Raw genomic sequence first — 24,473 nt, 5'->3', positions numbered from 1 at the left:
ATACGCCTGGAGCGCCAATGACCAGCCCCACGATCGTCACCGCCGCCATGCTCGCCATCGGCGACGAGCTTCTCTCCGGCCGGACCAAGGACAAGAACATCGGCCACCTCGCCGATATGCTCACGATGGTCGGCATCGATCTGCGCGAGGTGCGCATCGTCGCCGACGACCAGGACGCGATCGTGGAGGCGCTTAATGCCCTGCGCAGCCGCTACCGCCACGTGTTTACTTCCGGCGGCATCGGTCCGACCCATGACGACATCACTGCCGATGCGATTTCGAAGGCCTTCGGGGTCGAGTGCATTCACGAGCCGAAGGCAATGGAGCTGCTTGCCGCGATGTACGAGCGCCGCGGCATGGAGTTCACCGAGGCGCGCAAGCGGATGGCCCGCATGCCTGAAGGCGCGACCCACATTCCCAATCCGGTATCGACCGCACCCGGCTTCGCCATCGAGAACGTCTATGTCATGGCCGGCGTGCCCCAGGTGTTCCAGGCGATGCTCGACGCGCTGCTCCCGAGCCTTGAGACCGGCACGCCCGTCCTTTCCCGTACGGTTCGCTCCCCCTATGGCGAGGGCGACATCGGAGCGCCGCTGACCGAGGTGCAGAAGAACCATCCCGAAACGAGCATCGGCTCCTATCCGAAATTCGACGGCAAGAGCTTCTCGACGGATATCGTGATCCGGGCACGCGATGCCGCGGTACTTGGCGCCGCCGAAACCGAGGTGATCGCGATGATCGAGGCGATCGGCCGATCACGCGAGAAACACCAGCCCTGAACTCCGCGTCGGCGAAATCATTGCAGATCGCGGTGCTCGCGGCTGGACTGGCTCTTGCACTTTCGGCTTCATTGCCGCTATTGCATCAGGCATGAACTAGTGTCGGCGGCGTGGCCGTCGAACTGCAGCAACGCTTATCGCCGACAGCGCAAAGAAGCCGGAGTCCGCCATGTCTCTTCCCGAGAAAGCCTTTCCTGTATCCTGGGATCAGTTCCACCGTGACGCCCGCGCCCTGGCCTGGCGGCTGGCCGACAACGGGCAGGAATGGCGCGCGATGGTCTGCATCACGCGCGGCGGCCTTGTTCCGGCCGCTATCGTCAGCCGGGAACTCAACATCCGGATGATCGAAACGGTCTGCATCGCATCCTATCACGACTACGACACGCAGGGCCAGATGAAGGTGCTCAAGAGCATCTCGCCTGAGATCGCAAAGGATGGGGGCGAAGGCGTTCTCATCGTCGACGATCTGACCGACACCGGCAAGACTGCCGCCGAGGTTCGCGCGATGCTGCCGAAGGCGCATTTCGCTGCGGTTTACGCAAAGCCGAAGGGTCGCCCCCTCGTCGACACTTTCGTGACCGAAGTCAGCCAGGATACCTGGATCTACTTCCCCTGGGACCTCGGTTTCACCTACCAGGAACCGATTGCCAAGGGCACGCGCGGCTAGCGTGTTTCACTGTTTCATTGACAAAGTGAAACACCCCAACACTTTGCTGGAAGTGCTCTCCTGACAGAACGCTCGGCGTTCTAAGCATTCCCTCGAAGCGGCGCTATGCTCTCGACAAGGCTCTCGGCCGTTGCCGTGCGGCCGGCCACGACACCGGCCTCGCCGTGGCGCCAGACCGCGGACGCTGCCGCCTCGAAAGCAGGCATGCCCTGTGCCAGGTGGGCGCCGATGATCCCCGCAAGTACGTCGCCCGAACCTGCCGTCGCGAGCCAGGGCGGCGCGTTGACATTGACGGCGGCCCGGCCGGACGGCGCGGCAACGACCGTATCCGGCCCCTTATAGACGATCACGGCATGGCTGAGCCTTGCTGCGGCCTGAGCCTTTTCGATCTTGGACAGCGCCGCATCCTCGGCGATATCCGGAAAGAGCCGGGCGAACTCCCCTTCGTGCGGCGTCATCACCACCTCATCGCCCTCTGCCGCGATCCTGTCGAAGAGTTGCTCCCTGCCCTCTCGGAACGAACTTATCCCGTCGGCATCGAGCACCAGTGCGCGGCCGCAGAGCATGAGCACGAAATCCCGCGCCTTTTTGCCGACGCCGAAGCCGGGTCCGAGAACGAAGGCATTCAGGCGTCTGTCCTTGAGCCAGGCGGCAAGGCCGGCAGCGTTGTTGATTTCCTTGAGCATGACGGCGGTGAGGTGCGCCGCATTGACGGCGAGCGCTTCCGCCGGAGAGGCAAGCGTCACCAGCCCCGCGCCGGCGCGCAGGCCCGCCGCCGCCGACAGCCGCGCGGCCCCGGTGGAAACCGGTCCGCCGCAAAGCACGGCGAGATGGCCGCGTTTGTATTTGTGGGTCGCGGGATCGAGCGCGCCGAGGTGTTGCTCCCACATCGCGGGTGTGTTGACGTGAAGATCGCCGGCTCTATCCGCAACGAGCCTTGCCGGAATGCCGATATCGAAGATTTCGAGCGTGCCGCAGCGGGCGCGACCCGGCATCAGCAGATGGCCGGGTTTGGCCGCCATGAACGTCACCGTGTGGGCCGCAACGAAACTCAAGCCCCGGATTTCGCCCGTCCGCCCGTCTATGCCGGATGGCAGGTCCACGGCGAGGACCGGTACTCCGCTCGCATTCACTTGCTCGATGACTGTTCTCGCCTCGTCCGGCACATCGCGCGCAAGCCCTGCCCCGAAAAGTGCGTCGATGACGACATCACCCGATTGCGGCCCGTAGGCGTCGAGGGGTCGCGGTACAAGCGCAAAGGCATCGCGCGCCCGCGCGGCGTCGCCCTTCAGCATCGCCGCGTCGCCGAGCGCAAAGACGGCGACGCTTGCGCCGGTATCGGCGAGCGCGGCAGCGGCGATATAGCCATCGCCGCCGTTGTTGCCCGGGCCGCAAAGCACCACAAAGCGCAATGCTTCCGGGTAAAGCCGCAAGGCGGCGGCCGATACGGCCGTTCCCGCCGAACGCATGAGCGAGAAGCTATCGATCCCCGAACGCGCGGCATCCTTGTCGACCGCTGTCATTTCCGCCGGGGTCACGAGGACATTCGAAAGCGCTTGAAGCATGGAAGCGATCTAATCCCGACCGAAAGCGCAAGACAAGAGCAGCGTTGACGGAAAGCGACGTGACTAAGAAATGTGCATTTGCACACTATAAGTGCTCAAATAACATGCTTCGAGCACGAAACGCAGCGATCCTCCGTCGCGCGCCGGCGCCGAACACTCAAAACCTCATAAAAAATAGGCAGAATGCCATTGCAGAAGCCACTGCCCCATCGGCACCTATCGCGTTACCACTGGAAATTTCGCAATCTGCGCGTCATTCCTCTACAAAAGTGGCACGCTACGTGCATAGTGTGAGGCCAAGCGGGCAGAACCTGCTTTAAAGGGAGAAGCGGAGAGACATTTTCTCATGAAAAAGATCGAAGCGATCATTAAGCCTTTCAAGCTCGACGAAGTGAAGGAAGCCCTTCAGGAGGTCGGCCTGCAGGGGATCACCGTCACGGAAGCCAAGGGCTTCGGGCGGCAGAAGGGACATACGGAGCTCTACCGCGGCGCAGAATACGTCGTCGACTTCCTGCCGAAGGTGAAGGTCGAAGTGGTGCTGGCGGATGAAAATGCGGAGGCCGTGATCGAAGCCATCCGCAACGCCGCGCAAACCGGCCGCATCGGCGATGGCAAGATTTTCGTATCCAATGTGGAAGAAGTGATCCGCATCCGTACCGGCGAAACCGGCCTCGACGCCATCTGATCGCGTCTGGCGATCTCACCTATCCGGGGGCCGTCCGGCCCCGTCTTTCCAATCCTCGTCATCACACAGGGAATTGCAACAAATGACGACTGCGAATGAAGTTCTGAAGCAGATCAAGGAAAACGACGTCAAGTTCGTAGACCTGCGCTTTACCGACCCCAAGGGCAAGCTGCAGCACGTGACGATGGATGTCGTCTGCGTCGACGAAGACATGTTCGCCGACGGCGTCATGTTCGACGGTTCCTCGATCGGCGGCTGGAAGGCTATCAACGAATCCGACATGGTGCTGATGCCCGATCCGGAAACGGCGCATATGGACCCGTTCTTCGCCCAGTCCACGATGGTCATCTTCTGCGACATTCTCGATCCGGTTTCGGGCGAAGCCTATAACCGCGACCCGCGCGGCACGGCCAAGAAGGCAGAAGCCTACCTCAAGGCCTCCGGCATCGGCGACACGGTCTTCGTAGGTCCGGAAGCGGAATTCTTCGTCTTCGACGACGTCAAGTACAAGGCCGATCCGTACAACACCGGTTTCAAGCTCGACAGCTCCGAACTGCCCTCCAACGACGACACGGACTACGAGACCGGCAACCTCGGTCACCGCCCCCGTGTCAAGGGCGGCTATTTCCCGGTTCCGCCGGTTGACAGCAGCCAGGACATGCGCTCCGAAATGCTGACCGTGCTGTCCGAAATGGGCGTGACGGTTGAAAAGCATCACCACGAAGTGGCAGCGGCGCAGCACGAGCTGGGCGTCAAGTTCGATGCCCTCGTGCGCAATGCCGACAAGATGCAGATCTACAAGTATGTCGTGCACCAGGTCGCCAATGCCTATGGCAAGACCGCGACCTTCATGCCGAAGCCGATCTTCGGCGACAACGGCTCGGGCATGCACGTGCATCTGTCGATCTGGAAGGACGGCAAGCCGACCTTTGCCGGCGACGAGTATGCCGGGCTTTCCGAATCCTGCCTCTACTTCATCGGTGGCATCATCAAGCATGCCAAGGCGCTGAATGCCTTCACCAACCCGTCGACGAACTCCTACAAGCGCCTCGTCCCGGGTTATGAAGCACCGGTCCTGCTCGCCTATTCGGCCCGCAACCGCTCGGCTTCCTGCCGCATCCCCTTCGGCACCAATCCGAAGGCGAAGCGCGTCGAAGTCCGCTTCCCCGATCCGACGGCGAACCCCTACCTCGCCTTCGCCGCGATGCTGATGGCCGGTCTCGACGGCATCAAGAACAAGCTCCACCCCGGCAAGGCCATGGACAAGGACCTCTACGACCTGCCGCCGAAGGAACTGAAGAAGATCCCGACCGTCTGCGGCAGCCTGCGCGAAGCGCTCGAAAGCCTCGACAAGGACCGTAAGTTCCTGACCGCCGGCGGCGTTTTCGACGACGACCAGATCGACTCCTTCATCGAACTGAAGATGCAGGAAGTCATGCGCTTCGAAATGACGCCGCACCCGGTCGAGTTCGACATGTACTATTCCGTCTGATGGCGGAGCGGACGGCCCTCACAGGTTCTGTCCATGCAAGATGAAACGAGGAAGGCGGGTTTCATCCGAAACCCGCCTTTTCAGTTCGACGCCGATGGAAGGCTCGCCCCCGGAGGCGCGCGCCTCTTGATGTTCCATATGCGACAACCCAGATAACTGTCTGAAAGGATGTGTTGCGTCATGAAACAAAGAAACGCCAAGTTTGAGATCGGACAGGTGGTTCGCCATCGGATGTTCCCGTTCCGCGGCGTCGTCTTCGACGTCGACCCGGAATATGCGAACACCGAGGAATGGTGGAATGCGATTCCGCAGGAGATCCGGCCCGAAAAGGACCAGCCCTTCTATCACCTGTTTGCGGAGAACGACGAAAGCGAATACGTCGCCTATGTTTCGGAACAGAACCTCGTTTCCGATGACAGCGACAGGCCGATCCGCCATCCCCAGGTGGACGCTCTGTTCGAAAAGGCCGACGCCGGACACTACAAGCCCAAGGCCACTTATCAGCATTAGAGCGGGATGAGGAAAGGGTGCGTGCGGATAGCTGCCGCGTCCGCTCAGGCGCCGGGCTGAAAACGTGGAGTCGCCGCAATTGTCGGCGGATGCAGGTACAAAAAGACGCCCGGATCGTTGATCCGGGCGTCTTTCTTTACTCAGAGAAGCTAATGATTACTGCTGCTTGGCAGCCTTTTGCGCCTCTTCCAGCTTCTTGCGGGCATCTTCTGCCTTCTTCTGCATCTCTTCCTGCAGGAGGCGCTGACGCTCTTCAAGCTGGGACTGCTCGATCGGCTCGCCGTCGAATACGCCGGTGAAGCCTTCGAGCGACATCTTGATTGGGTTCGGAGCGCGCTGGAAATTGACCGAGGTGAAGACGACCTCGTTGCCCTTCTTCAGCTGCGCAATAAGCGCGTCGGAGAGCGGCGCTTCGGCAACGCACTTGTCCGGCATGCAGATCGCGTAGTCGAGCTTGACGCCCTTGCCACCGTCGATCTGCATCTGAACGCCGGGCGGGATCATGCGCGCGGACGGTACGGAAACCTGCATGACCTTGCGATTGACCTTGCCGGAGACGGTAATGAGGCCGACGGCCGTCACAAGCTGGCCGTTATTGGCGGTGAGCAGGTTCTGGACGATGCAGACATCGTTGTCTTCCTGCTTGGTGCAGACCTTGAACCAACCCTGCGGCGGCTTGCCTCCCGCCTGCTGCGCGGATGCGACGCTCGGCGCACCGGCTGCTGCGAAAGAAAGCGCCAGCGCTGCCAATCCCGCGCGTGTGGTGAAGTTCGACTTGAAGATCATTGTGATTCCGTCTCCTGAAATCCGGTCACGGAACAGAGTTCCGCAGAGTGAGTATCGTCAGCCGCCGTTGTCCTGTTGGCCAAATGAGGCATTTGAATGGCCCCGATTCCGGAAACACCTGTTACATTGGCTTGTGCGGTTTATCCAGTGTTTGTTGCGATTTTGTGCAATCATTTGCTTTGAGCGGCCCTTTCGAACCGGTGCGGGATGTGGCAGGAGCCTGCTTTGTTCTTTTCCCGACCCGGCGCCGGTTGGAAATGCGCTCCCGCATTGATACCTTGCGCGGAATCGGCCTGTTGAATCCCCACGGGAGGTGAAGTTGCGCGCAGTTGTTTCCGGCCTGGTGATGCTCCTGGCAGCCAGCAGTTTTGCCACTGGTGCTCTGGCCGCGCCCGTGCATGCGATCGCCATGCATGGCGACCCCGCCTTGCCTGCCGATTTCAAGCACTTCCCTTACGTCAATCCGCAGGTGAAGAAGGGCGGGAAGATCGCCTACGGGGTCGTCGGTACGTTCGACAGCCTCAATCCGTTCATCTTGAAGAGCATGCGCACGACCGCGCGCGGCATGTGGGACCCTGGCTTTGGCAACCTGGTCTATGAATCCCTCATGCAGCGCTCACAGGACGAGCCCTTCACGATGTACGGCCTGCTCGCCGAAACCGTCGAATGGGACGATGACCGCACCTTCATCCAGTTCAACCTCAATCCCAAGGCGCGCTGGGCCGATGGCCGGCCGGTGACCGCCGAAGACGTGATCTTCACCTTCGAATTGTTGCGCGACAAAGGGCGTGCGCCTTTCAGCAACCGCCTCTCGAAGGTTGCGAAGATGGAGAAGGTCGGGGAACGTAGCGTGCGCTTCACCTTCACCGAGGAGGCCGATCGCGAGATTCCGCTTCTGCTGGGGCTTTCGCCCGTGCTGCCGAAGCATGCGATCAACGTCGAGACGTTCGATCGGACGAGTCTGGAGCCGCCGCTCGGCTCCGGCCCCTACCGGGTCGCGGAAGTCAGGCCTGGCGAGCGGATCGTCTATCGCCGAAACCCCGACTATTGGGCCAAGGATCTGCCCTCGAAGGTGGGCCTCGACAATTACGATGAGATCTCCGTCGAATATTTCCTGCAGGAGAACACCCTTTTTGAAGCCTTCAAGAAGGGTGTGGTGGACATCTACGCCGAAGGCAGCGCGACGAAATGGGCCCGGGCCTACGATTTTCCCGCCGTTCGCAGCGGCAATGTGATCAAGGAAACGTTCAAGCCGAAGACACCGTCCGGCATGCTCGGCTTCGTCTTCAATACGCGCAGACCGATGTTCGACAACATCAAGCTCAGGCAGGGGCTCGCTCTCGTTTTCGACTTCGAATGGGTCAACAAGAATCTCTTCGACGGCGCCTATACGCGTACGCAGAGTTATTGGCAGAATTCGTCGCTTTCCTTCCTCGGCGTGGCAGCCGACAATCGTGAACTGGACCTCATGGGCGACGTGAGGGAGCGCATCAATCCGGCGATCCTCGACGGAAGCTATCGACTCCCCGTGACGGACGGCTCGGGCCGCGATCGCAATGTGCTCCGGGAAGCGGTGACCCTTCTTCGCGAAGCGGGCTACTCCATCAAGGACGGCAAGATGGTCGACGCCAAGGGGACGCCGCTGGCCTTCGAGATCATGAGCCAGAATGCCGGCCAGGAGAAGGTTGCGCTTGCCTATCAGCGCTTTCTCGCGCCGCTCGGCATCGCAGCGCGGGTTCGGACCGTCGACGATTCACAATATCAGTTGCGCAGCCAGTCCTTCGATTACGACGTCATCATCAAGTCCTTCCCCTCGTCGCTCTCTCCCGGTCTCGAGCAGATCAACCGCTGGAGTTCGCAAACTCGGGACAGGCAAGGCAGCGACAACTTCGCAGGCGTCGCCGACAAGGACGTCGACAAGCTGATCAACAACATCCTGCAGGCGCGCAACCCCGAGGACTTCACCGCCGCCGTTCGCGCGCACGACCGGCTCCTCGTCAACAATTCCTATCTGGTTCCGCTTTACCATCTCGACGCGCAATGGATTGCCCGCTGGAAGCATATCGGCCGGCCGACGACGGTACCGCTTTACGGTTATCAGTTGCCGAGTTGGTGGGACGAGCGCGTTCAGTAAGCTGGCATCCGTTCGCTAACGCATTGAAAGATGTTTCCGGCCGGCCTATGTCGCAGTTTTGGTAAACCGAAAGGCCGGCACCATGGAAACCGTCAATATCGATATCGTCTCGGACGTCGTATGCCCCTGGTGCTATCTCGGCAAGAATCGCCTCGACCAGGCGATCGCCAATGTCGCCGGCGAGATCAACGTCGCTATCCAATGGCGTCCCTACCAGCTCAATCCCGATCTGCCGCCGGAAGGCATCGACCATAAAGAGCACCTGGCGGCCAAGCTCGGCGGACAGGCCGCGGTCGACGAGGCGCACCGGACGCTCGAAGGCCTCGGTGTGGAAGACGGCATCGCCTTCGATTTCGATGCCGTCAAGGTCAGCCCGAATACGCTCGATGCGCACCGGCTGATCCGCTGGGCCGCGACCGGCGGCGAAGCGGCGCAGGACGCGGTGGTGAGCCTGCTGTTCAAGGCGAACTTCGAGGAGGGTCGCAACCTCGGCGACCAAGCCGTACTCCTCGACATCGCCGAACAGGCCGGCCTCGAAAGGCCGGTGATCGCGGCTCTCCTTGCTTCAGACGCCGACAAGGACGCCGTAAGGCAGGAAATCGACATGGCCCGGGAAATCGGCGTGACCGGCGTTCCCTGCTTCATCATCGAGCAGCAGTATGCGGTCATGGGGGCGCAATCGGTCGAAGTGCTGACCAGCGCTTTGCGCGAGATCGCGCAGATGAAGGCCGAGCATCCGGCTCACTGACGCCCGACAGCAGAGCAAATGCCGCCTGGAACGACGGCGTTTCACTGCATCGGGTGAAAAGCTTCTTTCCGCGGGGATAACCACCGCCGGTCATATCCGGTCGGTCCGGAAGCGGGATGGCGCTACTCCCGTCCAGCGTTTGAAAGCGCGGGTGAAATGCGCGGAATCACTGTAGCCCAGCCTTAAGGCAATGTCGGTCATGCTATGAACACCTTCACAGATCAGCCGGATTGCCTCGTTGCGGCGCGTGTCGTCGAGTAACTCTTCAAAATCGACGCCGCAAAACTTCAGCCGCCGCTGCAGTGTGCGAACCGACATGCCGAGGCTTTTCGCTACGGTCTGTAGTCCAAGCTTATGACCATCGGACAGCCTTTCGTGAGCATCTTTGCCGCCTCTATCGTCGAGGCCAGTGACTCTGTGACGTTCGATGGCCGATTTCCAGGGGTTTTCAGAGAAAGATCGAGCAAATCTCGATCGAACTCGATCGCATCGTAGTCGCACCCTGTTTCTATCTTGGGACCGAAACACTCCTCCAGTGCCGTGCTTCCATGCGTCCTCGAAGCCGTCAACCGAACCCTTATTGCAGCGGGTTCACCCGCCAGAAGCGGCACCTTCCGCAGGACAGCGAGGCTGCCCAGGATGAATTGCCGGGGATCGAACTCGAAACGATCGACGAAACGGAAGATGATGCGAGCGGTTCCGCCCTCCACCACGAAGCGTATATCCGATCCCTGATGGATCGACGACACGTTCGCTACCGCGAGCACGCATGCTTCAGCCACGCTCTCCGCTGCCAGAAGCGACTGGCCCCATGGGCCGAGATCATGCAGTTCGGTCAAGCGCCCGACATGCGCACCCGCGAATGGATCTCCCAGGAGGGCAGCCACTTCGTTGGCCATGTGGAAGCATTGGGCGCGCGGAAGCCAGCCGTCGGCGTTCCGGAACACGTTCGGTGAGATGCCGAGGCGCGCACAGAACTCTATGGCCGAAACATCGTGCTTGGCGAGGTAGGGCGCCATCGGCAGGAAGGCCCTAACCCTGATGGAGGGTGCAGAATGTGACATCCGAGCAGCAAACTTGGCATGAAAAGGCAAGAAATAAGTTGAGCACTATAGCAGTATGCAACCGTTTGGGAAGGCTCGCCAGCAATATACGACGGGCGGAGCGTGGCCGTTTACATTCGCCAATTCAGTACATCGCGTTGGACTAATCTTTTGCTGGAGGGAAGAATGGACATTACGCGTCGTGAACTCACGGCGGCCGGTGTTTGCGCCGGCGGCTGGGTCCGTCGGCACGCCGGTGTGCGGCATGCCGACCCGATAGAAACGTCGACATATCACGCAGGGTTCAGATGCGTTGTCGGCACCAGGAGGGTCGCATGAAGTCACCTAAGCTCGCGAGAATACGCTTGTTGGCGCTAAGCACGGCAATCCTGCTTTTGGGAGCGCCCGCAACGGCTCAGGAATCGCTGCCTTTTCCGCCGAAGCCCTCAGGGAGCAAGGCCGGCCCGACAATAGCTCAGTCCACTTACAGTCCGTTGCCCGCGCAGCCGCATCTCCCCGCGAATGCTCCGAACATCGTCGTCATCATGCTCGACGACGTTGGTCCGGCCTTGCCGGACACCTTCGGCGGAGTGATCGAAACGCCGACATTGAGCCGGCTTGCGCAAGACGGACTGTCCTACAATCGCTTCCACAATGCGGCCATGTGTTCTCCCTCGCGGGCGGCATTGCTGACCGGGCGCAATCACCATCGGGTCGGGAACGGCCAGATCGCCGAATTGGCAAACGACTGGGACGGATACACCGGCAGGATACCACGCACCTCCGCCACCGTCGCGAAAGTCCTTGGCTATTATGGCTACGCGACCGCAGCATTCGGCAAATGGCACAACACCCCGGCCAATGAAACGACAGCCGTCGGGCCGTATACGGACTGGCCCGCGGGCGAAGGTATCGGGTTCGATTATTTCTATGGTTTCCTTGCTGGAGAGTCCTCGCAGTGGGAGCCCGCAGTGGTCGAGAACACCGTTCGCGTCGACCCGTCTCACGGGAAGGAAGGCTACCACTTCACCGAGGACATGACCGACAAGGCGGTCACATGGATGAAGCAGGTGCACGCGCTGACGCCGGACCGGCCCTTCTTCATGTACTGGGCGCCCGGCGCCGCGCATGGTCCGCATCACATCTTCAAGGACTGGGCGGACAAGTACAAAGGCAAATTCGATGACGGCTGGGATGCCATGCGAGAACGCATCTATGCCCGCCAAAAACAACTCGGATGGATACCGCAGAACACGCAACTGACGCCCCGTCCGGATACGCTGTCAGGATGGGAGGATATTCCGGAAGACGAGAAGCCGTTCCAGCGCCGGCTCATGGAAGTCTTTGCCGGCTATACGGAGCATGCGGACGTTCAGGCCGGGCGCCTGCTCGAGGCCCTCGACGAACTTGGAATTCGCGACAACACCCTGATCTTCTATGTCTGGGGCGACAACGGGTCCAGCGCGGAGGGCCAGAATGGCACCATCAGCGAACTTCTGGCGCAGAACGGCATCCGCACCGAGATCAAGGACCACATTCGTGCGATGAACGAGTTGGGCGGGATGGACGTACTCGGATCACCCAAGGCCGATAACATGTATCATGCGGGTTGGGCATGGGCCGGTTCCACGCCGCACCGGTCGACCAAACTGGTCGCGGCCCATTTCGGCGGCACGCGAACGCCGCTCGTGGTCTCCTGGCCAGGTAAAATCAAACCGGACCAGACCCCGCGCTCCCAGTTCCATCATCTCAACGACATCGTACCCACGATCTACGACGTCCTGGACATCCAGCCGCCGAAGCTCGTGGACGGCATCAGCCAGGATCCCCTCGATGGTGTCAGCATGACCTACACCTTCGACTCTCCCGAGGCGTCGGGCCAAAAGAAGGAGCAGTACTTCGAGATCATGGGCAGCCGTGCCATCTATCAGGACGAGTGGATCGCATCCGTCTTCGGACCCCGGATACCATGGAAGGCCGGCCTCGATCCCGCCATCTTCAAATGGTCGCCGGATAATGACCTATGGGAACTCCATGATCTCAGCCAGGACTACTCCCAGGCAAAGAACGTCGCGGCCGATCATCCGGAAAAGGTCGAGGCGCTGAAGAAGGCTTTTGGCGTGCAGGCCGAAGCCAATAAGGTGTTCCCGGTCGGGGGAGGATTGTGGTCTGCCGTCTTCCATCCTGAAGATGCGCCGTCCAATCCCGCGACCGAGTTCCAATTCACCCAAGATGTGGTCGGTGTTCCCGAGTTCACGGCACCGAAAGTCGGAGCCCGCAGCAACCTTGTGACCATCGAGGCGGAACTGCGGCCGGACTCCGAAGGCGTGTTGTATGCTCTGGGGGCTTTTTCGGGCGGTGTCGCTTTGTGGGTCGAGAACGGCAAGCTCACCTACGAGTACAACCTGTTCGAGATAGAGCGGACGCGTCTCGAATCCTCCGATCCGTTGCCGAGCGGCAAGGTCAACATCGAGGTCGAAACACGTAAGGCCAGCAGCGATCACGCTGCACCGCTAGACGTCGTTATCCGCATCGATGGCAAAGAGGTGACCAAAGGACACGTGCCGCGTTCCGCTCCACTTGCCTTTACCGCCAACGACGCCTTCGACGTGGGCAAAGACAGTTATTCTCCAGTCGCCCTTGCGTATTTCGACCGCAAGCCGTTTGCTTTCAACGGCAAGATCGAAAGCCTGAAAGTCGAATATCTGAAGTAAGCATCGGTCTCGCCGGGCGCTCGGAGGAGCGGCGAACTCCCAGTTCGCCGCTCCTCTTTCCGCCGGCGTACACACGGCATTCAACAGGAGTGATTGGATTGAAGCGGCACCTCGCCCGGAACGCCAAAGCCGGCGTACCACCAATACGGCCGCTTTTGGCGTGCGCCGCCTGGAGTTTTGTGCTGCTCTACGGATGTGCGGGCCGCCCGACAGGGGTCCTCGAGCCGGTAGCGGCCAATCCGTCAGCCGCCCAAGTCGAGATGCTGGTCACGACCACCCGAAGCCGGGCGGAAAAACCGGGCGAGATGTTCAGCGGCGAGCGTGCGCTCAGCCCGACATTTGCGGAAATGACGGTGTCGATTCCGCCCGATACCGTTCGCAAGGCCGGTGAAGTCGCTTGGCCGAGCAAGCTTCCACCCAATCCCGAGACGGATTTCGCAACACTGAAGGCGGTGGAAGTCGATCGCGGTGCGGCGGAGAAATGGTTGAACACGCATGTGCGCAAGAGCCCGGACGGCAGCGTCCTCGTCTTCATCCATGGGTTCAACAACCACTTCGAGGATGCGGTCTTCCGCTTCGCGCAGATCATCCACGACTCGGGCGCGCGCAGCGTTCCGGTGCTCGCGACGTGGCCGTCGCGCGGGAGCCTGCTGGCCTATGGCTACGATCGCGAAAGCACCAATTACACCCGCAATGCAGTAGAACGCCTTTTCCAGTATCTGGCGCGTGATCCCGAGGTCAAGGAAGTGTCGATCCTGGCACATTCGATGGGCAATTGGCTGGCGCTCGAGTCCCTGCGCCAGATGGCCATTCGCAACGACGGCCTGCCGGCGAAGTTCAGGAATGTCATGTTGGCGGCGCCGGACGTCGACGTCGACGTCTTCGGATCGCAGATCGCCGACATGGGCAAGCAACAGCCGCGCTTTACACTCTTCGTCTCGCGCGACGACCGTGCACTCGCCGTTTCCCGCCGCGTCTGGGGAAATGTCTCCCGGTTGGGAGCGATCGATCCGGAGCAGTCGCCCTACAAGGAGGAGTTGGCGGCGAATGGGATCACCGTCGTCGACCTCACCAAAATCAAGGCAGGCGACAATCTGCATCACACCAAGTTTGCGGAGTCGCCGGAAATCGTACGACTGATCGGCAGCCGCCTGTCCAGCGGCCAGACCTTGACCGACAGTCGCCTGGGACTCGGCGACCATATCGTCGCTGCGACCGCCGGGGCCGCCCATACCGTCGGAACAGCGGCGGGACTGGTCGTTGCCGCTCCCGCTGCCATTGTCGATCAGAACACGCGGCGGAATTACGTCCATCACGTCGAGGCACTCGCCGAGCCATCCGGCGCAACGAGATGAAACACGGCCGACATTGCGTGCAGGGAGGAGAGCCTGGCAAGGTCCGTGCACTGCAACCCCTAGCCCGGCAGCGCCGCCTTCGCCCCCTTATCGATGCGTCGACTACTCCAATGTCAGCATAACCAACGACATCGTCGAGCACGGCCGGCGCGAGCCATCAGGGCGTATTCAAAGAGAACCGCCGTCAAAAGCCGCCTGAAGGAGCGTATGAATCTTGCCGTCGTGGTCCTGTAAAACCTGAAGCAGACCTTGATTGACCGCAACATCAAAAGTCAATTGTCTTGAAAACAGCGCCCTCAGCACGCTCTCGTCGGTAAGAACAATGGGCTCGCCCTGAACCGGGCCATCGACATGAATGTTTACTTTCGTCCGACCCGGTTGCGCGGTGAAGTCAGTCCAGAGGCGTGATCGTACGAACAAAACTGCAAAGCGACGGCTTCCTGTGTCGCCCAAATCGGCCGTACGATTAGCGACGCCTCGCTCTAGCCGTCTCAGCTGTTCTACAGCTTCTCGATACCCCTGCCCAAAGAGTGTAGCGGAACGCGCAGTCGTGATCCGGTCATCCAGAATGCCGCGCTCTCCCGCGTGATAAATGGCTGACGCCACGGCCACCGATCCCGGGTGAGCGACGTTAAAGGTGGAGCTGTCCAGGGAAGAATGATAGCCGCAGGCCAATGCCGCATGCGCGTTCACGGTCAACATGATGCTCAGAAGCACAATGGTTAATTGCATCGGACCACTTCCGTATCTTGGCGAAACCGTACCCACGTACGCGCTGTTCTCCTCGTACCCTACTCGGCGGCACGAGGAGAACTTTGTTTGCGTCAGGGTGTTACGATGTTGAACCAGAACTCGAAGTTGTCGAGCATGGATACAAGTTGCCCGAGCTTGGCGTTGTCCCCGGTCACCTTGATGCTACCGTCAGCGATCGCCTTCTCCAGCGTCGTCTCGCCGAGGACGATTCCGTTCAAGCTGTCGCGCGTGAGGGTGATCGTGGCATCGGCATTGTCCGCCTGCTGGCCCGCCGTGTTGTTGAGCACCCCGTTCTCGAGTTGGAGCAGGTATTTTCCGTCCTCCTCGCCGAAATCGAAATTGAGCGTCAGTTTGGTGTCGCCGGCCTTCTCGCTGTTTAGCCGCACACCGAGGTAGTCGAAGAACAGATCGAGCGACATCGCGCGCACGGTGTCCGGGCTCGCAGTGTTCGGTGTCGGTAGCTCGGTCACGCCGTCGCGCAGTTCCTTGGCACCCGTGAGATAGAAGTTGCGCCAGGGCCCGGACTCGGCTTGGTAGCCCAACTGCTCCAAGGCGTCGGCTGTCAGGTTTTTGGCGTCCTGGTTATTGGGATCGGCGAACACGACATGGTTCGCGACCTGTGCCACCCAGCGATACTCGCCCTGTTCATAGGACTTCCTCGCTTTCTCCAGCACTGCGTCCGCGCCGCCCATGAACTCGACATACTTCTTGCTGGCCTCCGCCGGCGGCAACTCGTGCAATGTCGACGGATTGCCGTCGAACCAGCCGAGATAGAGCACATAGGTTGCCGCCACGTCGTGATAGACCGAGCCGTAATAACCGCGGTTTGCCCAGAACTTGGCAAGGCTGTCGGGCAGTTTGAATGCCTCGGCGATCTCCCGCATCGTCATGCCCTGGTTCACCATATGCAGGGTCTGATCGTTGATGTAGCGGTAGAGGTCACGCTGCTTGGAGAGCAGTTCCTTGACGTTGTCGTTGCCCCACGTCGGCCAGTGGTGCTGCGCGAAGATGATCTCCGCTTCGTCGCCCCACATCGTCAGCGCCTGATTCAGGTACTTCGACCACGGCAGCGGCTCGCGTATCTTCGCACCGCGCAGGGAATAGGTGTTGTGCAGCGTGTGCGTGGCATCCTCGGAAGTCTGGATGGCCTTCTTTTCCTCGATGTACCAGAGCATCTCCGAGGGCGCTTCCGAACCGGGTGCCATCAGGAATTCATAGGTCAGCCCGTCGATGGTCTCCTTCTGACCCGTTTCCGTGACAATGTTGGTTGGCGGGATCAGCGTCACGGTTCCGGCGGACGTGGTCGTGCCGAGACCAGCACCGACCTGCCCCTTCGGATCGGCCTTGAGCAAATTGCCGTACATGTAGCTTGCGCGGCGGCTCATCGCCGTGCCCGCCATCACGTTTTCGGCGACGGCTGCCTCCAGGAATCCTTCGGGAGCGTAAATCTTGACAGCGCCCGAGGTGACGTCCGCCTCATCCACGATGCCGCGTACGCCGCCATAATGATCGACGTGGCTGTGCGTGTAGATGACCGCCTTTACAGGCTTGTTGCCCCGATGTTTTCGGTACAAGTCGAGAGCGGCCTTTGCCGTTTCGGACGAGACGAGCGGATCGACGATGGTGATCCCCTCGGTGCCCTCGATGATGGTCATGTTTGAAAGGTCGAAGTTGCGAACCTGGTAAAGTCCCTCCGTGACCTCGAACAGACCGCTGATATTGATGAGTTGCGATTGCCGCCAAAGGCTGGGATTCACGGTCGCGGGAGCTTCGGCTCCCTCGGTTATGAAGCTGTACTGCTGCGGGTTCCAGATCGCGTTGCCACCCTGACCTTGAATCATTTCGGTCGGCAAGGGAGCAATGAGGCCTCGCTTGGCATCATCAAAGTCGGATGTGTCGTCAAACGGCAATTGGGTGAGCAGGGCGTCGTTTGCGGCGCGCGTTGCTTCCGTCGCGTCCTTTTGGGTCGCCGCGTCCTGCGCATAGGCGGGAATTGTCCCGGCGGCGACGATAGCGATAAGTGAAAGGCTGGATAAATATCCTCCGATATGCATCTCAATACTCCCTGTGTCTGTTCAGGTGATGCTCGTGGCCGCTGAGATTTCTTTGTCGGCAACTCCGCGTTGGGGCACCTTCGAGCTTGAATCTAGCGGAGCGGCGGTGCAGCGGGTATTGGACCTTGGGGCAATTTTCGCTCGAAGGGGTCTTGAGCGTGGCCGTTCGATGGGAACGGTTCGAACGTTTGTGCGTGACCTGTGTGCCGTTGCCGAGGGTATTATCGGCCGCGCTGTCTCGGCGCGCACACAACCATTCGAATCATTTACTCGAGCATGTGGAGTTGCGCCTCAGCGTGTTCATCCGAATTTCACGAGGTTGAGCGCTGGCAGCGGCCCGCCGGGGAACTGGACGAGCTTTCCGCCGATCGAGATCGGGCCAAGATCGATGCCGGCGAAGCCGAGCTTGGAGATCAGGGCACCTACTTCGGCCTTCGATCTTGCGTCGTCTCCCGAGTAGAAGAGGACACGGCTGCCGCCCTCCGCGCGCGGATCGCCTGAAACAAGGTGCGGCTGGAGATGGTTGAAGGCCTTCACCACACGAGCACCTGGAACAAGACTTGCGAAGATTTCCGTCGAAAGGCGGCCATTCAAATCGGCGGGTTTGAAGAGTGGTTTCTCGATCGGGTTGTTGGCGTCGATCACGATGCGGCCGCCCCAATCGGGAAGCCCCACCAGTGCCTCGGGTAGTTTCGACCACGGAACTGCCACCAGCACAAGATCGGCATTTGCCGCCTCTTCGAGGGTGCCTGCCTTGATATGGGGCGTCAGCTCTCTGGCAAGGTCCTGAAGCGTATCAGGGCCGCGACTGTTGGAAATTGTTGCAGCGATGCCGTTGCGGGCAAGCGCGCGGGCGAAGGCGGAGCCGATCTCGCCGGCTCCAATGATGCCGATGGACATTGGTAAACTCCAATTGGTTTTGACGATCAGGCGGTGAAGCCGCCATCCGCGACGATGTCCGCACCGGTGACGAAGGCGGCCTCGGGGCTGGCGAGGTAGGCGACGACGCTCGCGACCTCGTAGTCCTTGCCGTAACGGCCGATGGCCATGCCGGGACCGACGATCTTCGAGACAGGCCCGCCATCGGGGTTCATGTCGGTGTCGGTCGGGCCCGGATGCACGGTGTTCACGGTGATACCCTTAGGACCGAGGTCCCGCACGAGGCTGCGATTGAACCCCGCAACCGCTCCCTTCGTCAACGTATAGAGAGAGGCAGTCGGGAAGGCGGCGTAACGGACCATGGAAGAGCCGATATGAATAATGCGACCGCCTGATTTCATGCGACGGGCGGCTTCCTGGGTTCCGACGAAGACACCGGTCACGTTGACTGCGATCATGCGTTCGTAGTCCTCGAACTTGATCTCCTCGATGGGACCGCCGAGCGCGATGCCCGCATTGTTGACGAGGATATCAAGCGAGCCGAATGCCTCCTGGGTTTTGGCCACCGCGGCCCGGACGGAATCCGGGTTTCCGGAGTCGGCATGGATAGCGATCGCTCGACCGCCGACGTCTTCAATTTCCTTCACGACCGCGGCTGCCTTGTCCGGAGACGCGCTGTAAGTGATGGCGACTGCGGCTCCATCGGCAGCGAGCCGCTTTGCGATGGCCGCACCGATGGAGCGCGACCCGCCTGTGACCAGTGCCGTCTTTCCAGAGAGTCTTTCGTTCACCTTTGTCATTGCGATAACTCCAAGGTTTCGTGTTTCGATGGAGTGAATATCGCTCGCGGATTATCTTGTGATTAGTCGTCAATGGCTTTATTGAATTTCAAGCGTCCGTTGAAGATGAAACCATGGAAACCCTGTCAAACCTGGAATCCTTCGTCCGCAGCGCGGAACTCGGCGGCTTCTCTGCCGCTGCGCGGCGACTCTCCATGACGCCCGCTGCCGTAAGCCGTAACGTCGCGGTCCTCGAAAACAATCTGGGGGTACGACTTTTCCAGCGGAGCACCCGGAGCCTGACATTGACCGAGGCGGGCGAGCGGTTCCTCCATGCAATACGGGACAACCTGGCCGCGCTGCAGAGCGCCATCGCCGAAGCTTCGGCGGAGCAGCCCGCGCCGTCGGGCGCGCTGAAGGTGAGCATGAGTCCGACATTCGGGATCGGCTACATCCTGCCGCTGCTGCCCGAGTTTGCAGAGCGCTATCCCCTCATCCGGCCCGAGTGGATGTTCGAGAACAGGCAGGTCGATCTCATTGCCGAAGGGTACGACGCGGCAATCGGGGGTGGCTTCGAGCTGACACCCGGTGTCATCGCGCGAACGCTCGCGCCGGCTCACATCATCGCAGTGGCTTCGCCCTCCTACATGGAAGGAAAGGTGCCGCCGCACGAGCCTGGAAGCATGGAAGTGCTGGACGGCATCGTCATGCGGTCGCCGCGCACGGGACGTATTCGGCATTGGCAGATGCGAAATGCATCCGGCGAGGAGCAGGCGGTCGTCTTCAATGGGAAAGTGGTGGTCAACGACCCAGCGGCGATGTGCAAGGCGGCCCTTCTTGGACTCGGAGTCACGATGATCGCCAAGCCTGACGCGCTGCCGTATCTGGAGCGCGGCGAACTCGTCCGGCTTGTACCCAACTGGTACGCGGACGCAGGCCCGATCTCCATTTACTATGCGAGCAGGACGCTGCTGCCATCCAAGACAAGGGTCTTCGTGGACTTCGTCGTCGAGGCCTTCCAGCGACAAAGATGGTCCGAGCGCTTTGCGGGAAGCCTTGATTAGGGGTAGGCGTTTCAGATCGGCTGAGACAAGAAGGTGGACCTGCTATGTTCACCGCCAAACCAACGGGATCACATGAGCGACGACAACATTACCAAGTTCGAGCGACCGAAACCGAAGCCGGAGCCAAGGTCGGTCGGCCCGATGCAACGGAAAGCACTCATCTGGCTCGCGGTGATAGCGGGTTTGTTTCTGGTATGGGCGTATTTCCATTTCATCGCGCCGCCGAACTTACCTTGAAAGCGCCGGATACGGGCGGAGCGGCTGGAATTCGGTGTTCCGGTGATCCTCGCTGGCGACTACAACGTCATGGATGGTCCTGAGGAGGAAGGTCAATGACGATGAATGATTGGCGCGCCGAGCTGCGCCTCGAACTGGAAAAACTGGTCGACGCCGCTGTCGTTGCCGGCGCGCGCCAACGGGATGTCTACGCCGCCATTCTTGACGAGATTGCACAGCTTCAGCTCGCCTACGAACGAGACCCTGATCCCGCCGACGACATCAGCGAGCAGGTCATCGAAGAACCGTCCAACAATTGGCCCGCTGCCGACGAAGGGTGAACGAGACTTCGAGAATGGTCCGGCACGGTGTCGCCGGTCAGAACGGGTTTATGAAGTTGGTGATCGCGATCTGACGCAGCAGCACGCCGCGGATTCTGTTGAAATTCGGGATACCGCCGCGACTTGTTTGATCTCCTCATTCCTGTGCTCGTCACAGGAATCCAGCCAGCCCAAGTCATTGGGCTGGAAGAACTCTTCCCCGCGCCACGGACGCGGCGCTGCTCTCATCTCTGTGACAAGCACAGAGTTGAGAAGGAGAGATTGCAGTCCTCCCCCGCTCTGACCGACGCGCTCGGCAACCTTGTCCGCACCGCCCTCCGCGCCGACAAAACCGGCCAGAGCTTCAACGCCATCATCGATCTCGCAGCTGCCGCCAGAAACTCAAGATGAATCTCAACTGGCCTTTGCGAGGGCTGCAAGCTGCGTCATCACCATCGCGGCGCCGGAAAGGCGTTTTTCCGGAGTTGCGAGCTCGCGCTGGAAGAAAATGCTCTGGTCCGGGCGGATCTTGGCGACTGTTCCCTGTTTCGCGATGTAGCCCACGAGCGCCGCGGGATTGGGAAATTCCTTGTTGCGGAACTGGACCACGACGCCCTTCGGCCCCGCATCGAGCTTTTCGACATTCGCCGTGCGGCAGAGCGACTTGACGTAGACGATCTTCAGGAGGTGCTGCACCTCCGTCGGCAGCGGCCCGAAACGGTCGATCAGCTCCGCACCGAAGCCGTCGATCTCCTTGAGGTCGGTCAGTTCGCCCAGGCGCCGATAAAGGCCGAGCCGCAGATTGAGGTCCGGCACATACTCTTCCGGGATCATCACCGGGGTTCCGACCGATATCTGCGGCGACCAGCCGGTATCGTGGATCTCCTCCTCGCCCTTGAGCTCGGCGACCGCCTCCTCCAGCATCTGCTGGTAGAGCTCGAAGCCGACCTCCTTGATGTGACCGGACTGCTCCTCGCCGAGCAGGTTGCCGGCTCCGCGGATGTCGAGGTCGTGGCTGGCGAGCTGGAACCCGGCTCCAAGCGTATCAAGCGACTGGAGAACCTTGAGGCGCCGTTCCGCCGGCCCGGTCAACGTCTTGTTGACGGGAAGGGTGAAGAGCGCGAAGGCGCGGACCTTGGAGCGCCCTACCCGACCGCGCAGCTGATAGAGCTGGGCGAGGCCGAACATATCGGCACGATGCACGATCAGGGTGTTGGCGGTCGGCACGTCGAGACCGGACTCTACGATCGTCGTCGAGAGGAGCACATCGTAGCGCCCCTCGTAGAAGGCGTTCATGATATCTTCGAGCTCGGTCGCCGGCATTTGCCCGTGCGCCACGGCAACCTTCAGTTCCGGCACGTCGGATTTAAGGAAATCATGGATTTCCGGAAGATCGCTCACGCGCGGACAGACATAGAAGCTCTGGCCGCCGCGGTAGTGCTCGCGCATCAGCGTCTCTCGGATCACCAAAGCATCGAAGGGCGAAATGAAGGTTCGCACCGCCATGCGGTCGACCGGCGGCGTCGTGATCAGCGACAGTTCGCGCACTCCGGTGAGGGCAAGCTGCAGCGTCCGCGGAATGGGCGTCGCCGAGAGCGTGAGGACGTGCACATCCGTCTTCAGCTCTTTCAGGCGTTCCTTGTGCTTGACACCGAAATGCTGCTCCTCATCGATGATGAGCAGGCCGAGATTGGCGAATTTGATCGACGAGCCGAGCAGCGCGTGCGTGCCCACTACGATGTCCGTCTTGCCTTCGGCGACCTCTTTCTTCGTGAGCGCCAGATCCTTCGAGCCGACCAGCCGTGAGGCCTGCTGTATCCGTATCGGCAAGCCGCGGAAACGATCGGAGAAGGTCTTGAAGTGCTGCCGCGCAAGCAGGGTCGTCGGCACCACCACGGCGACCTGCACGCCGTTCATCGCCGCGATGAAGGCGGCACGCAGCGCCACCTCCGTCTTGCCGAAGCCGACATCGCCGCACACGAGGCGGTCCATGGGCCGGCCGCGGCCGAGATCGTCGCGGACGGCATCGATCGAGTTCAATTGGTCCTCGGTCTCGTCATAGGGGAAGCGGGCGGCGAACTCGTCATAGACCCCGTCCTGCGCCGCAAGGACCGGCGCATGGCGCGTATGTCTTTCGGCAGCGATGCGGATGAGGCCGCCGGCCATGTCGAGCAGCCGTTTCTTGAGTTTGGCCTTGCGCGCCTGCCAGGCGACGCCGCCGAGCTTGTCGAGGACAGCATCGGTTCCTTCCGAGCCGTAGCGCGACAGAAGCTCGATATTTTCCACCGGCAGGAACAGCTTGGCATCGTCCGCATAGACGAGCTCGAGGCAGTCATGCGGTGCGCCGGCGGCCTCGATCGTCCTGAGGCCGACGAAGCGCCCGATACCGTGCTCGGCGTGTACGACATAACTGCCCTCGTCGAGGCCGGTCACTTCGGCGATGAAATCCGCGCCGCGCTTGCGCCGCTTGGAGCGGCGAACCAGACGGTCGCCGAGAATGTCCTGCTCGCCGATGACGACGAGGTCGCCGGTCTCAAATCCCGCTTCGAGGCTGAGGACCGCGGATGCGGCCTCCCCCGGCTTGAGCGAACCGATATCCGAGAGCGCCTTGACCGGACGGATATTGGCGAGACCATGCTCGGCCAGAACCTGAAGCAGCCGGTCGAGCGAGCCTTCCGTCCAGCCGGACACGATGACCTTGGCGCCTTTTGCCCGCTTCTCGGCGATATGCTTCACGGCCTGATCGAAAACATTGGTGCGCGTGCCGTCGTTGTCGGCCTCGCCCGCCGGTTTGGCCCAACGCAGGCCCTGACGCGCTTCGATGTTCACGACCTGGCGGGCTTCGCCCTCGTGTTCGGTAAAGGGCGAAAGGCGCACCGCATTGCGATCATTCAGGGCTTCGCCGAAGCCTTTCGCAGTGAGATAGAGCATGTCCGGCGGCACGGGCTTGTAGGGCGTGCCCTGGGTGACCTGAGACTTGCCCGGCGAAGCCGAAGCGAGGCGGGCGTCGTAATAGTCGAGAACGAGCTTCGAGCGCTCTGCCGCGGCCTCGCGCGCCAGATGGTCGGTGACTATGCGAAAGCCGTCGAGATAGTCGAAGACCGTTTCGAGCCGATCGTAGAAAAGCGGCAGCCAATGCTCCATGCCGGCATAGCGCCGTCCCTCCGACACGGCCTGATAAAGCGCATCGTCGCGCGTCGCCGCTCCGAAGAGAGAAAGATACTGCTTTCGGAAGTGGCTGATCGTCTCGGGCGTCAGGGATACCTCGCTCATCGGATTGAGGTCGAGGGACCGGACCTGCCCGATCGTGCGCTGGCTTGCGGGATCGAAGGAGCGGATCGCCTCGAGCGTGTCGCCGAAGAAGTCGAGGCGCAAAGGCTCGCCGCTGCCGGGTACATAGACATCGAGGATGCCTCCCCGTACGGCGAATTCGCCCATCTCGCGCACGGTCGGGACCCGCTCGAAGCCGTTTCGCTCCAGCCGGGCGGCAAGGTCGTCCATGCGGATCTGGTTGCCGGGCCGTGCCGTGAAGGCGAGGCTTTCGATCACATCCTGCGGCGAGATCCTTTGCAGCGCTGCATTGATGGTGACGAGCACGATCGCCGGATGCGGTTTCCTGCGGTGGGCGATCAACGCGCTCAGCGCGGCAAGCCTGCGCGCCGAGGTGTCGGCGCTCGGCGAGACCCGGTCGTAAGGCAGGCAGTCCCAACCCGGCAGCGTCAGGACCGGGATATCGGGAGCGACGAAACCGAGCACCTGTTCGAGGTCAGCGACCTTCTGGCCATCGGAGAGGATATAGGCGACGGGGGCCCCGGCCCGGGCCAGTTCGGCGAGAACGAGCGCCTCGGCACCCGTGGGCACCGGGCCGATCGTAATTTCCCGCGTCGCCGCAAGAATCTTCCTAGGGTCGAAGCCAGGTATCATCGTCAT

The 24,473-nt window shown here is 61.1% G+C and carries 20 protein-coding genes and 1 pseudogene; 13 read left to right on the top strand and 8 right to left on the bottom strand.

Annotation, left to right across the window (positions count from 1 at the left end; all coding sequences use genetic code 11):
- Positions 1-17: 17 nt before the first annotated feature.
- Positions 18-779 carry a competence/damage-inducible protein A gene (locus tag M1D34_RS07100; protein WP_003528065.1) on the top strand — a complete coding sequence of 254 codons (762 nt, stop codon included), beginning with the start codon at positions 18-20 and terminating at the stop codon, positions 777-779.
- A gap of 169 nt (positions 780-948) precedes the next feature.
- Complete coding sequence (gene gpt / locus M1D34_RS07095) at positions 949-1,446, top strand: xanthine phosphoribosyltransferase (RefSeq protein WP_015007526.1); 498 nt, start codon at positions 949-951, stop codon at positions 1,444-1,446.
- A gap of 80 nt (positions 1,447-1,526) precedes the next feature.
- Here the strand turns inward: gpt and M1D34_RS07090 are convergent, their stop codons facing one another.
- A complete protein-coding gene (locus M1D34_RS07090; protein ID WP_498781357.1) occupies positions 1,527-3,011 on the bottom strand; it encodes an NAD(P)H-hydrate dehydratase in 1,485 nt (494 codons plus the stop codon).
- 346 nt (positions 3,012-3,357) lie between these two features.
- Here M1D34_RS07090 and M1D34_RS07085 point away from each other — a divergent pair, with 346 nt between their 5' ends.
- The 3 genes from M1D34_RS07085 to hspQ all read left to right on the top strand — a co-directional run bounded on the left by M1D34_RS07085 (position 3,358) and on the right by hspQ (position 5,698).
- The gene (locus tag M1D34_RS07085) at positions 3,358-3,696 is read left to right on the top strand and encodes a P-II family nitrogen regulator (protein WP_003528058.1); all 339 of its coding nucleotides are present in this window, start codon (positions 3,358-3,360) and stop codon (positions 3,694-3,696) included.
- Positions 3,697-3,778: 82 nt separating this feature from the next.
- Entirely contained in the window at positions 3,779-5,188 is a 1,410-nt protein-coding gene (glnA, locus tag M1D34_RS07080) for a type I glutamate--ammonia ligase (RefSeq protein WP_003528053.1), read from the top strand.
- A gap of 180 nt (positions 5,189-5,368) precedes the next feature.
- Positions 5,369-5,698 carry a heat shock protein HspQ gene (hspQ, locus tag M1D34_RS07075; RefSeq protein ID WP_003528052.1) on the top strand — a complete coding sequence of 110 codons (330 nt, stop codon included), beginning with the start codon at positions 5,369-5,371 and terminating at the stop codon, positions 5,696-5,698.
- A 156-nt stretch (positions 5,699-5,854) separates the two neighbouring features.
- Here hspQ and M1D34_RS07070 read toward each other — a convergent pair whose 3' ends face one another.
- On the bottom strand, positions 5,855-6,484 hold the full coding sequence (locus M1D34_RS07070; protein ID WP_003528049.1) for an invasion associated locus B family protein: 630 nt from the start codon (positions 6,482-6,484) through the stop codon (positions 5,855-5,857).
- 319 nt (positions 6,485-6,803) lie between these two features.
- Between M1D34_RS07070 and M1D34_RS07065 the strand changes: the two genes are divergently transcribed.
- Both M1D34_RS07065 and M1D34_RS07060 read left to right on the top strand, forming a co-directional pair.
- Positions 6,804-8,618, top strand: a complete 1,815-nt coding sequence (locus M1D34_RS07065; RefSeq protein ID WP_010969364.1) for an extracellular solute-binding protein — start codon at positions 6,804-6,806, stop codon at positions 8,616-8,618.
- 82 nt (positions 8,619-8,700) lie between these two features.
- Positions 8,701-9,366, top strand: coding sequence for a DsbA family oxidoreductase (locus tag M1D34_RS07060; RefSeq protein ID WP_010969365.1), 666 nt, complete (start codon positions 8,701-8,703; stop codon positions 9,364-9,366).
- Between the two features lie 90 nt (positions 9,367-9,456).
- On the opposite strand, the pseudogene M1D34_RS07055 reads toward M1D34_RS07060, so the two are convergent.
- Positions 9,457-10,385 (bottom strand): annotated as a pseudogene (locus tag M1D34_RS07055) (AraC family transcriptional regulator).
- A gap of 359 nt (positions 10,386-10,744) precedes the next feature.
- Here M1D34_RS07055 and M1D34_RS07050 point away from each other — a divergent pair.
- The gene (locus M1D34_RS07050) at positions 10,745-13,123 is read left to right on the top strand and encodes an arylsulfatase (RefSeq protein WP_498781351.1); all 2,379 of its coding nucleotides are present in this window, start codon (positions 10,745-10,747) and stop codon (positions 13,121-13,123) included.
- Between the two features lie 98 nt (positions 13,124-13,221).
- Entirely contained in the window at positions 13,222-14,478 is a 1,257-nt protein-coding gene (locus tag M1D34_RS07045) for an alpha/beta hydrolase (protein ID WP_498781349.1), read from the top strand.
- Between the two features lie 168 nt (positions 14,479-14,646).
- Here the strand turns inward: M1D34_RS07045 and M1D34_RS07040 are convergent, their stop codons facing one another.
- The 4 genes from M1D34_RS07040 to M1D34_RS07025 all read right to left on the bottom strand — a co-directional run bounded on the left by M1D34_RS07040 (position 14,647) and on the right by M1D34_RS07025 (position 18,964).
- Positions 14,647-15,210, bottom strand: a complete 564-nt coding sequence (locus M1D34_RS07040; RefSeq protein ID WP_041169313.1) for a hypothetical protein — start codon at positions 15,208-15,210, stop codon at positions 14,647-14,649.
- 92 nt (positions 15,211-15,302) lie between these two features.
- Positions 15,303-17,285, bottom strand: a complete 1,983-nt coding sequence (locus M1D34_RS07035) for an alkyl/aryl-sulfatase (RefSeq protein ID WP_046066888.1) — start codon at positions 17,283-17,285, stop codon at positions 15,303-15,305.
- 300 nt (positions 17,286-17,585) lie between these two features.
- Positions 17,586-18,185 carry an NADPH-dependent F420 reductase gene (locus M1D34_RS07030; protein ID WP_498781346.1) on the bottom strand — a complete coding sequence of 200 codons (600 nt, stop codon included), beginning with the start codon at positions 18,183-18,185 and terminating at the stop codon, positions 17,586-17,588.
- Between the two features lie 26 nt (positions 18,186-18,211).
- A complete protein-coding gene (locus M1D34_RS07025; protein WP_498781344.1) occupies positions 18,212-18,964 on the bottom strand; it encodes a 3-oxoacyl-ACP reductase family protein in 753 nt (250 codons plus the stop codon).
- Between the two features lie 113 nt (positions 18,965-19,077).
- Here M1D34_RS07025 and M1D34_RS07020 point away from each other — a divergent pair, with 113 nt between their 5' ends.
- From M1D34_RS07020 to M1D34_RS07005, 4 genes are all read left to right on the top strand, one after another.
- Positions 19,078-20,007: a LysR family transcriptional regulator gene (locus M1D34_RS07020; RefSeq protein ID WP_153314143.1), complete on the top strand. Its 930-nt coding sequence runs from the start codon at positions 19,078-19,080 to the stop codon at positions 20,005-20,007.
- A 72-nt stretch (positions 20,008-20,079) separates the two neighbouring features.
- The gene (locus M1D34_RS07015) at positions 20,080-20,244 is read left to right on the top strand and encodes a hypothetical protein (RefSeq protein ID WP_498781342.1); all 165 of its coding nucleotides are present in this window, start codon (positions 20,080-20,082) and stop codon (positions 20,242-20,244) included.
- Positions 20,245-20,339: 95 nt separating this feature from the next.
- Positions 20,340-20,564, top strand: coding sequence for a hypothetical protein (locus tag M1D34_RS07010; protein WP_498781340.1), 225 nt, complete (start codon positions 20,340-20,342; stop codon positions 20,562-20,564).
- Positions 20,565-20,687: 123 nt separating this feature from the next.
- Positions 20,688-20,954 (top strand): hypothetical protein, encoded by a 267-nt coding sequence (locus M1D34_RS07005; protein ID WP_498781339.1) that lies wholly within the window; start codon positions 20,688-20,690, stop codon positions 20,952-20,954.
- Between the two features lie 3 nt (positions 20,955-20,957).
- On the opposite strand, the gene mfd is transcribed toward M1D34_RS07005, so the two are convergent.
- A complete protein-coding gene (gene mfd / locus M1D34_RS07000) occupies positions 20,958-24,473 on the bottom strand; it encodes a transcription-repair coupling factor (protein WP_498781337.1) in 3,516 nt (1,171 codons plus the stop codon).

Source organism: Ensifer sp. D2-11 (assembly GCF_054161295.1).
Note: the sequence above shows the minus strand (reverse complement) of the source record. Positions and strands in the feature narration are given on the sequence as shown.

Coding starts and splice junctions, on each gene's coding strand:
- mfd (WP_498781337.1), bottom strand. CDS start 24,473: ATGACGATGATACCTGGCTTCGACCCTAGGAAGATTCTTGCGGCGACG.
- M1D34_RS07060 (WP_010969365.1), top strand. CDS start 8,701: ATGGAAACCGTCAATATCGATATCGTCTCGGACGTCGTATGCCCCTGG.
- M1D34_RS07100 (WP_003528065.1), top strand. CDS start 18: ATGACCAGCCCCACGATCGTCACCGCCGCCATGCTCGCCATCGGCGAC.
- glnA (WP_003528053.1), top strand. CDS start 3,779: ATGACGACTGCGAATGAAGTTCTGAAGCAGATCAAGGAAAACGACGTC.
- M1D34_RS07010 (WP_498781340.1), top strand. CDS start 20,340: ATGACGATGAATGATTGGCGCGCCGAGCTGCGCCTCGAACTGGAAAAA.
- M1D34_RS07025 (WP_498781344.1), bottom strand. CDS start 18,964: ATGACAAAGGTGAACGAAAGACTCTCTGGAAAGACGGCACTGGTCACA.
- M1D34_RS07050 (WP_498781351.1), top strand. CDS start 10,745: ATGAAGTCACCTAAGCTCGCGAGAATACGCTTGTTGGCGCTAAGCACG.
- M1D34_RS07085 (WP_003528058.1), top strand. CDS start 3,358: ATGAAAAAGATCGAAGCGATCATTAAGCCTTTCAAGCTCGACGAAGTG.
- M1D34_RS07020 (WP_153314143.1), top strand. CDS start 19,078: ATGGAAACCCTGTCAAACCTGGAATCCTTCGTCCGCAGCGCGGAACTC.
- M1D34_RS07035 (WP_046066888.1), bottom strand. CDS start 17,285: ATGCATATCGGAGGATATTTATCCAGCCTTTCACTTATCGCTATCGTC.
- M1D34_RS07030 (WP_498781346.1), bottom strand. CDS start 18,185: ATGTCCATCGGCATCATTGGAGCCGGCGAGATCGGCTCCGCCTTCGCC.
- M1D34_RS07070 (WP_003528049.1), bottom strand. CDS start 6,484: ATGATCTTCAAGTCGAACTTCACCACACGCGCGGGATTGGCAGCGCTG.
- M1D34_RS07015 (WP_498781342.1), top strand. CDS start 20,080: ATGAGCGACGACAACATTACCAAGTTCGAGCGACCGAAACCGAAGCCG.
- M1D34_RS07090 (WP_498781357.1), bottom strand. CDS start 3,011: ATGCTTCAAGCGCTTTCGAATGTCCTCGTGACCCCGGCGGAAATGACA.
- hspQ (WP_003528052.1), top strand. CDS start 5,369: ATGAAACAAAGAAACGCCAAGTTTGAGATCGGACAGGTGGTTCGCCAT.
- gpt (WP_015007526.1), top strand. CDS start 949: ATGTCTCTTCCCGAGAAAGCCTTTCCTGTATCCTGGGATCAGTTCCAC.
- M1D34_RS07040 (WP_041169313.1), bottom strand. CDS start 15,210: ATGCAATTAACCATTGTGCTTCTGAGCATCATGTTGACCGTGAACGCG.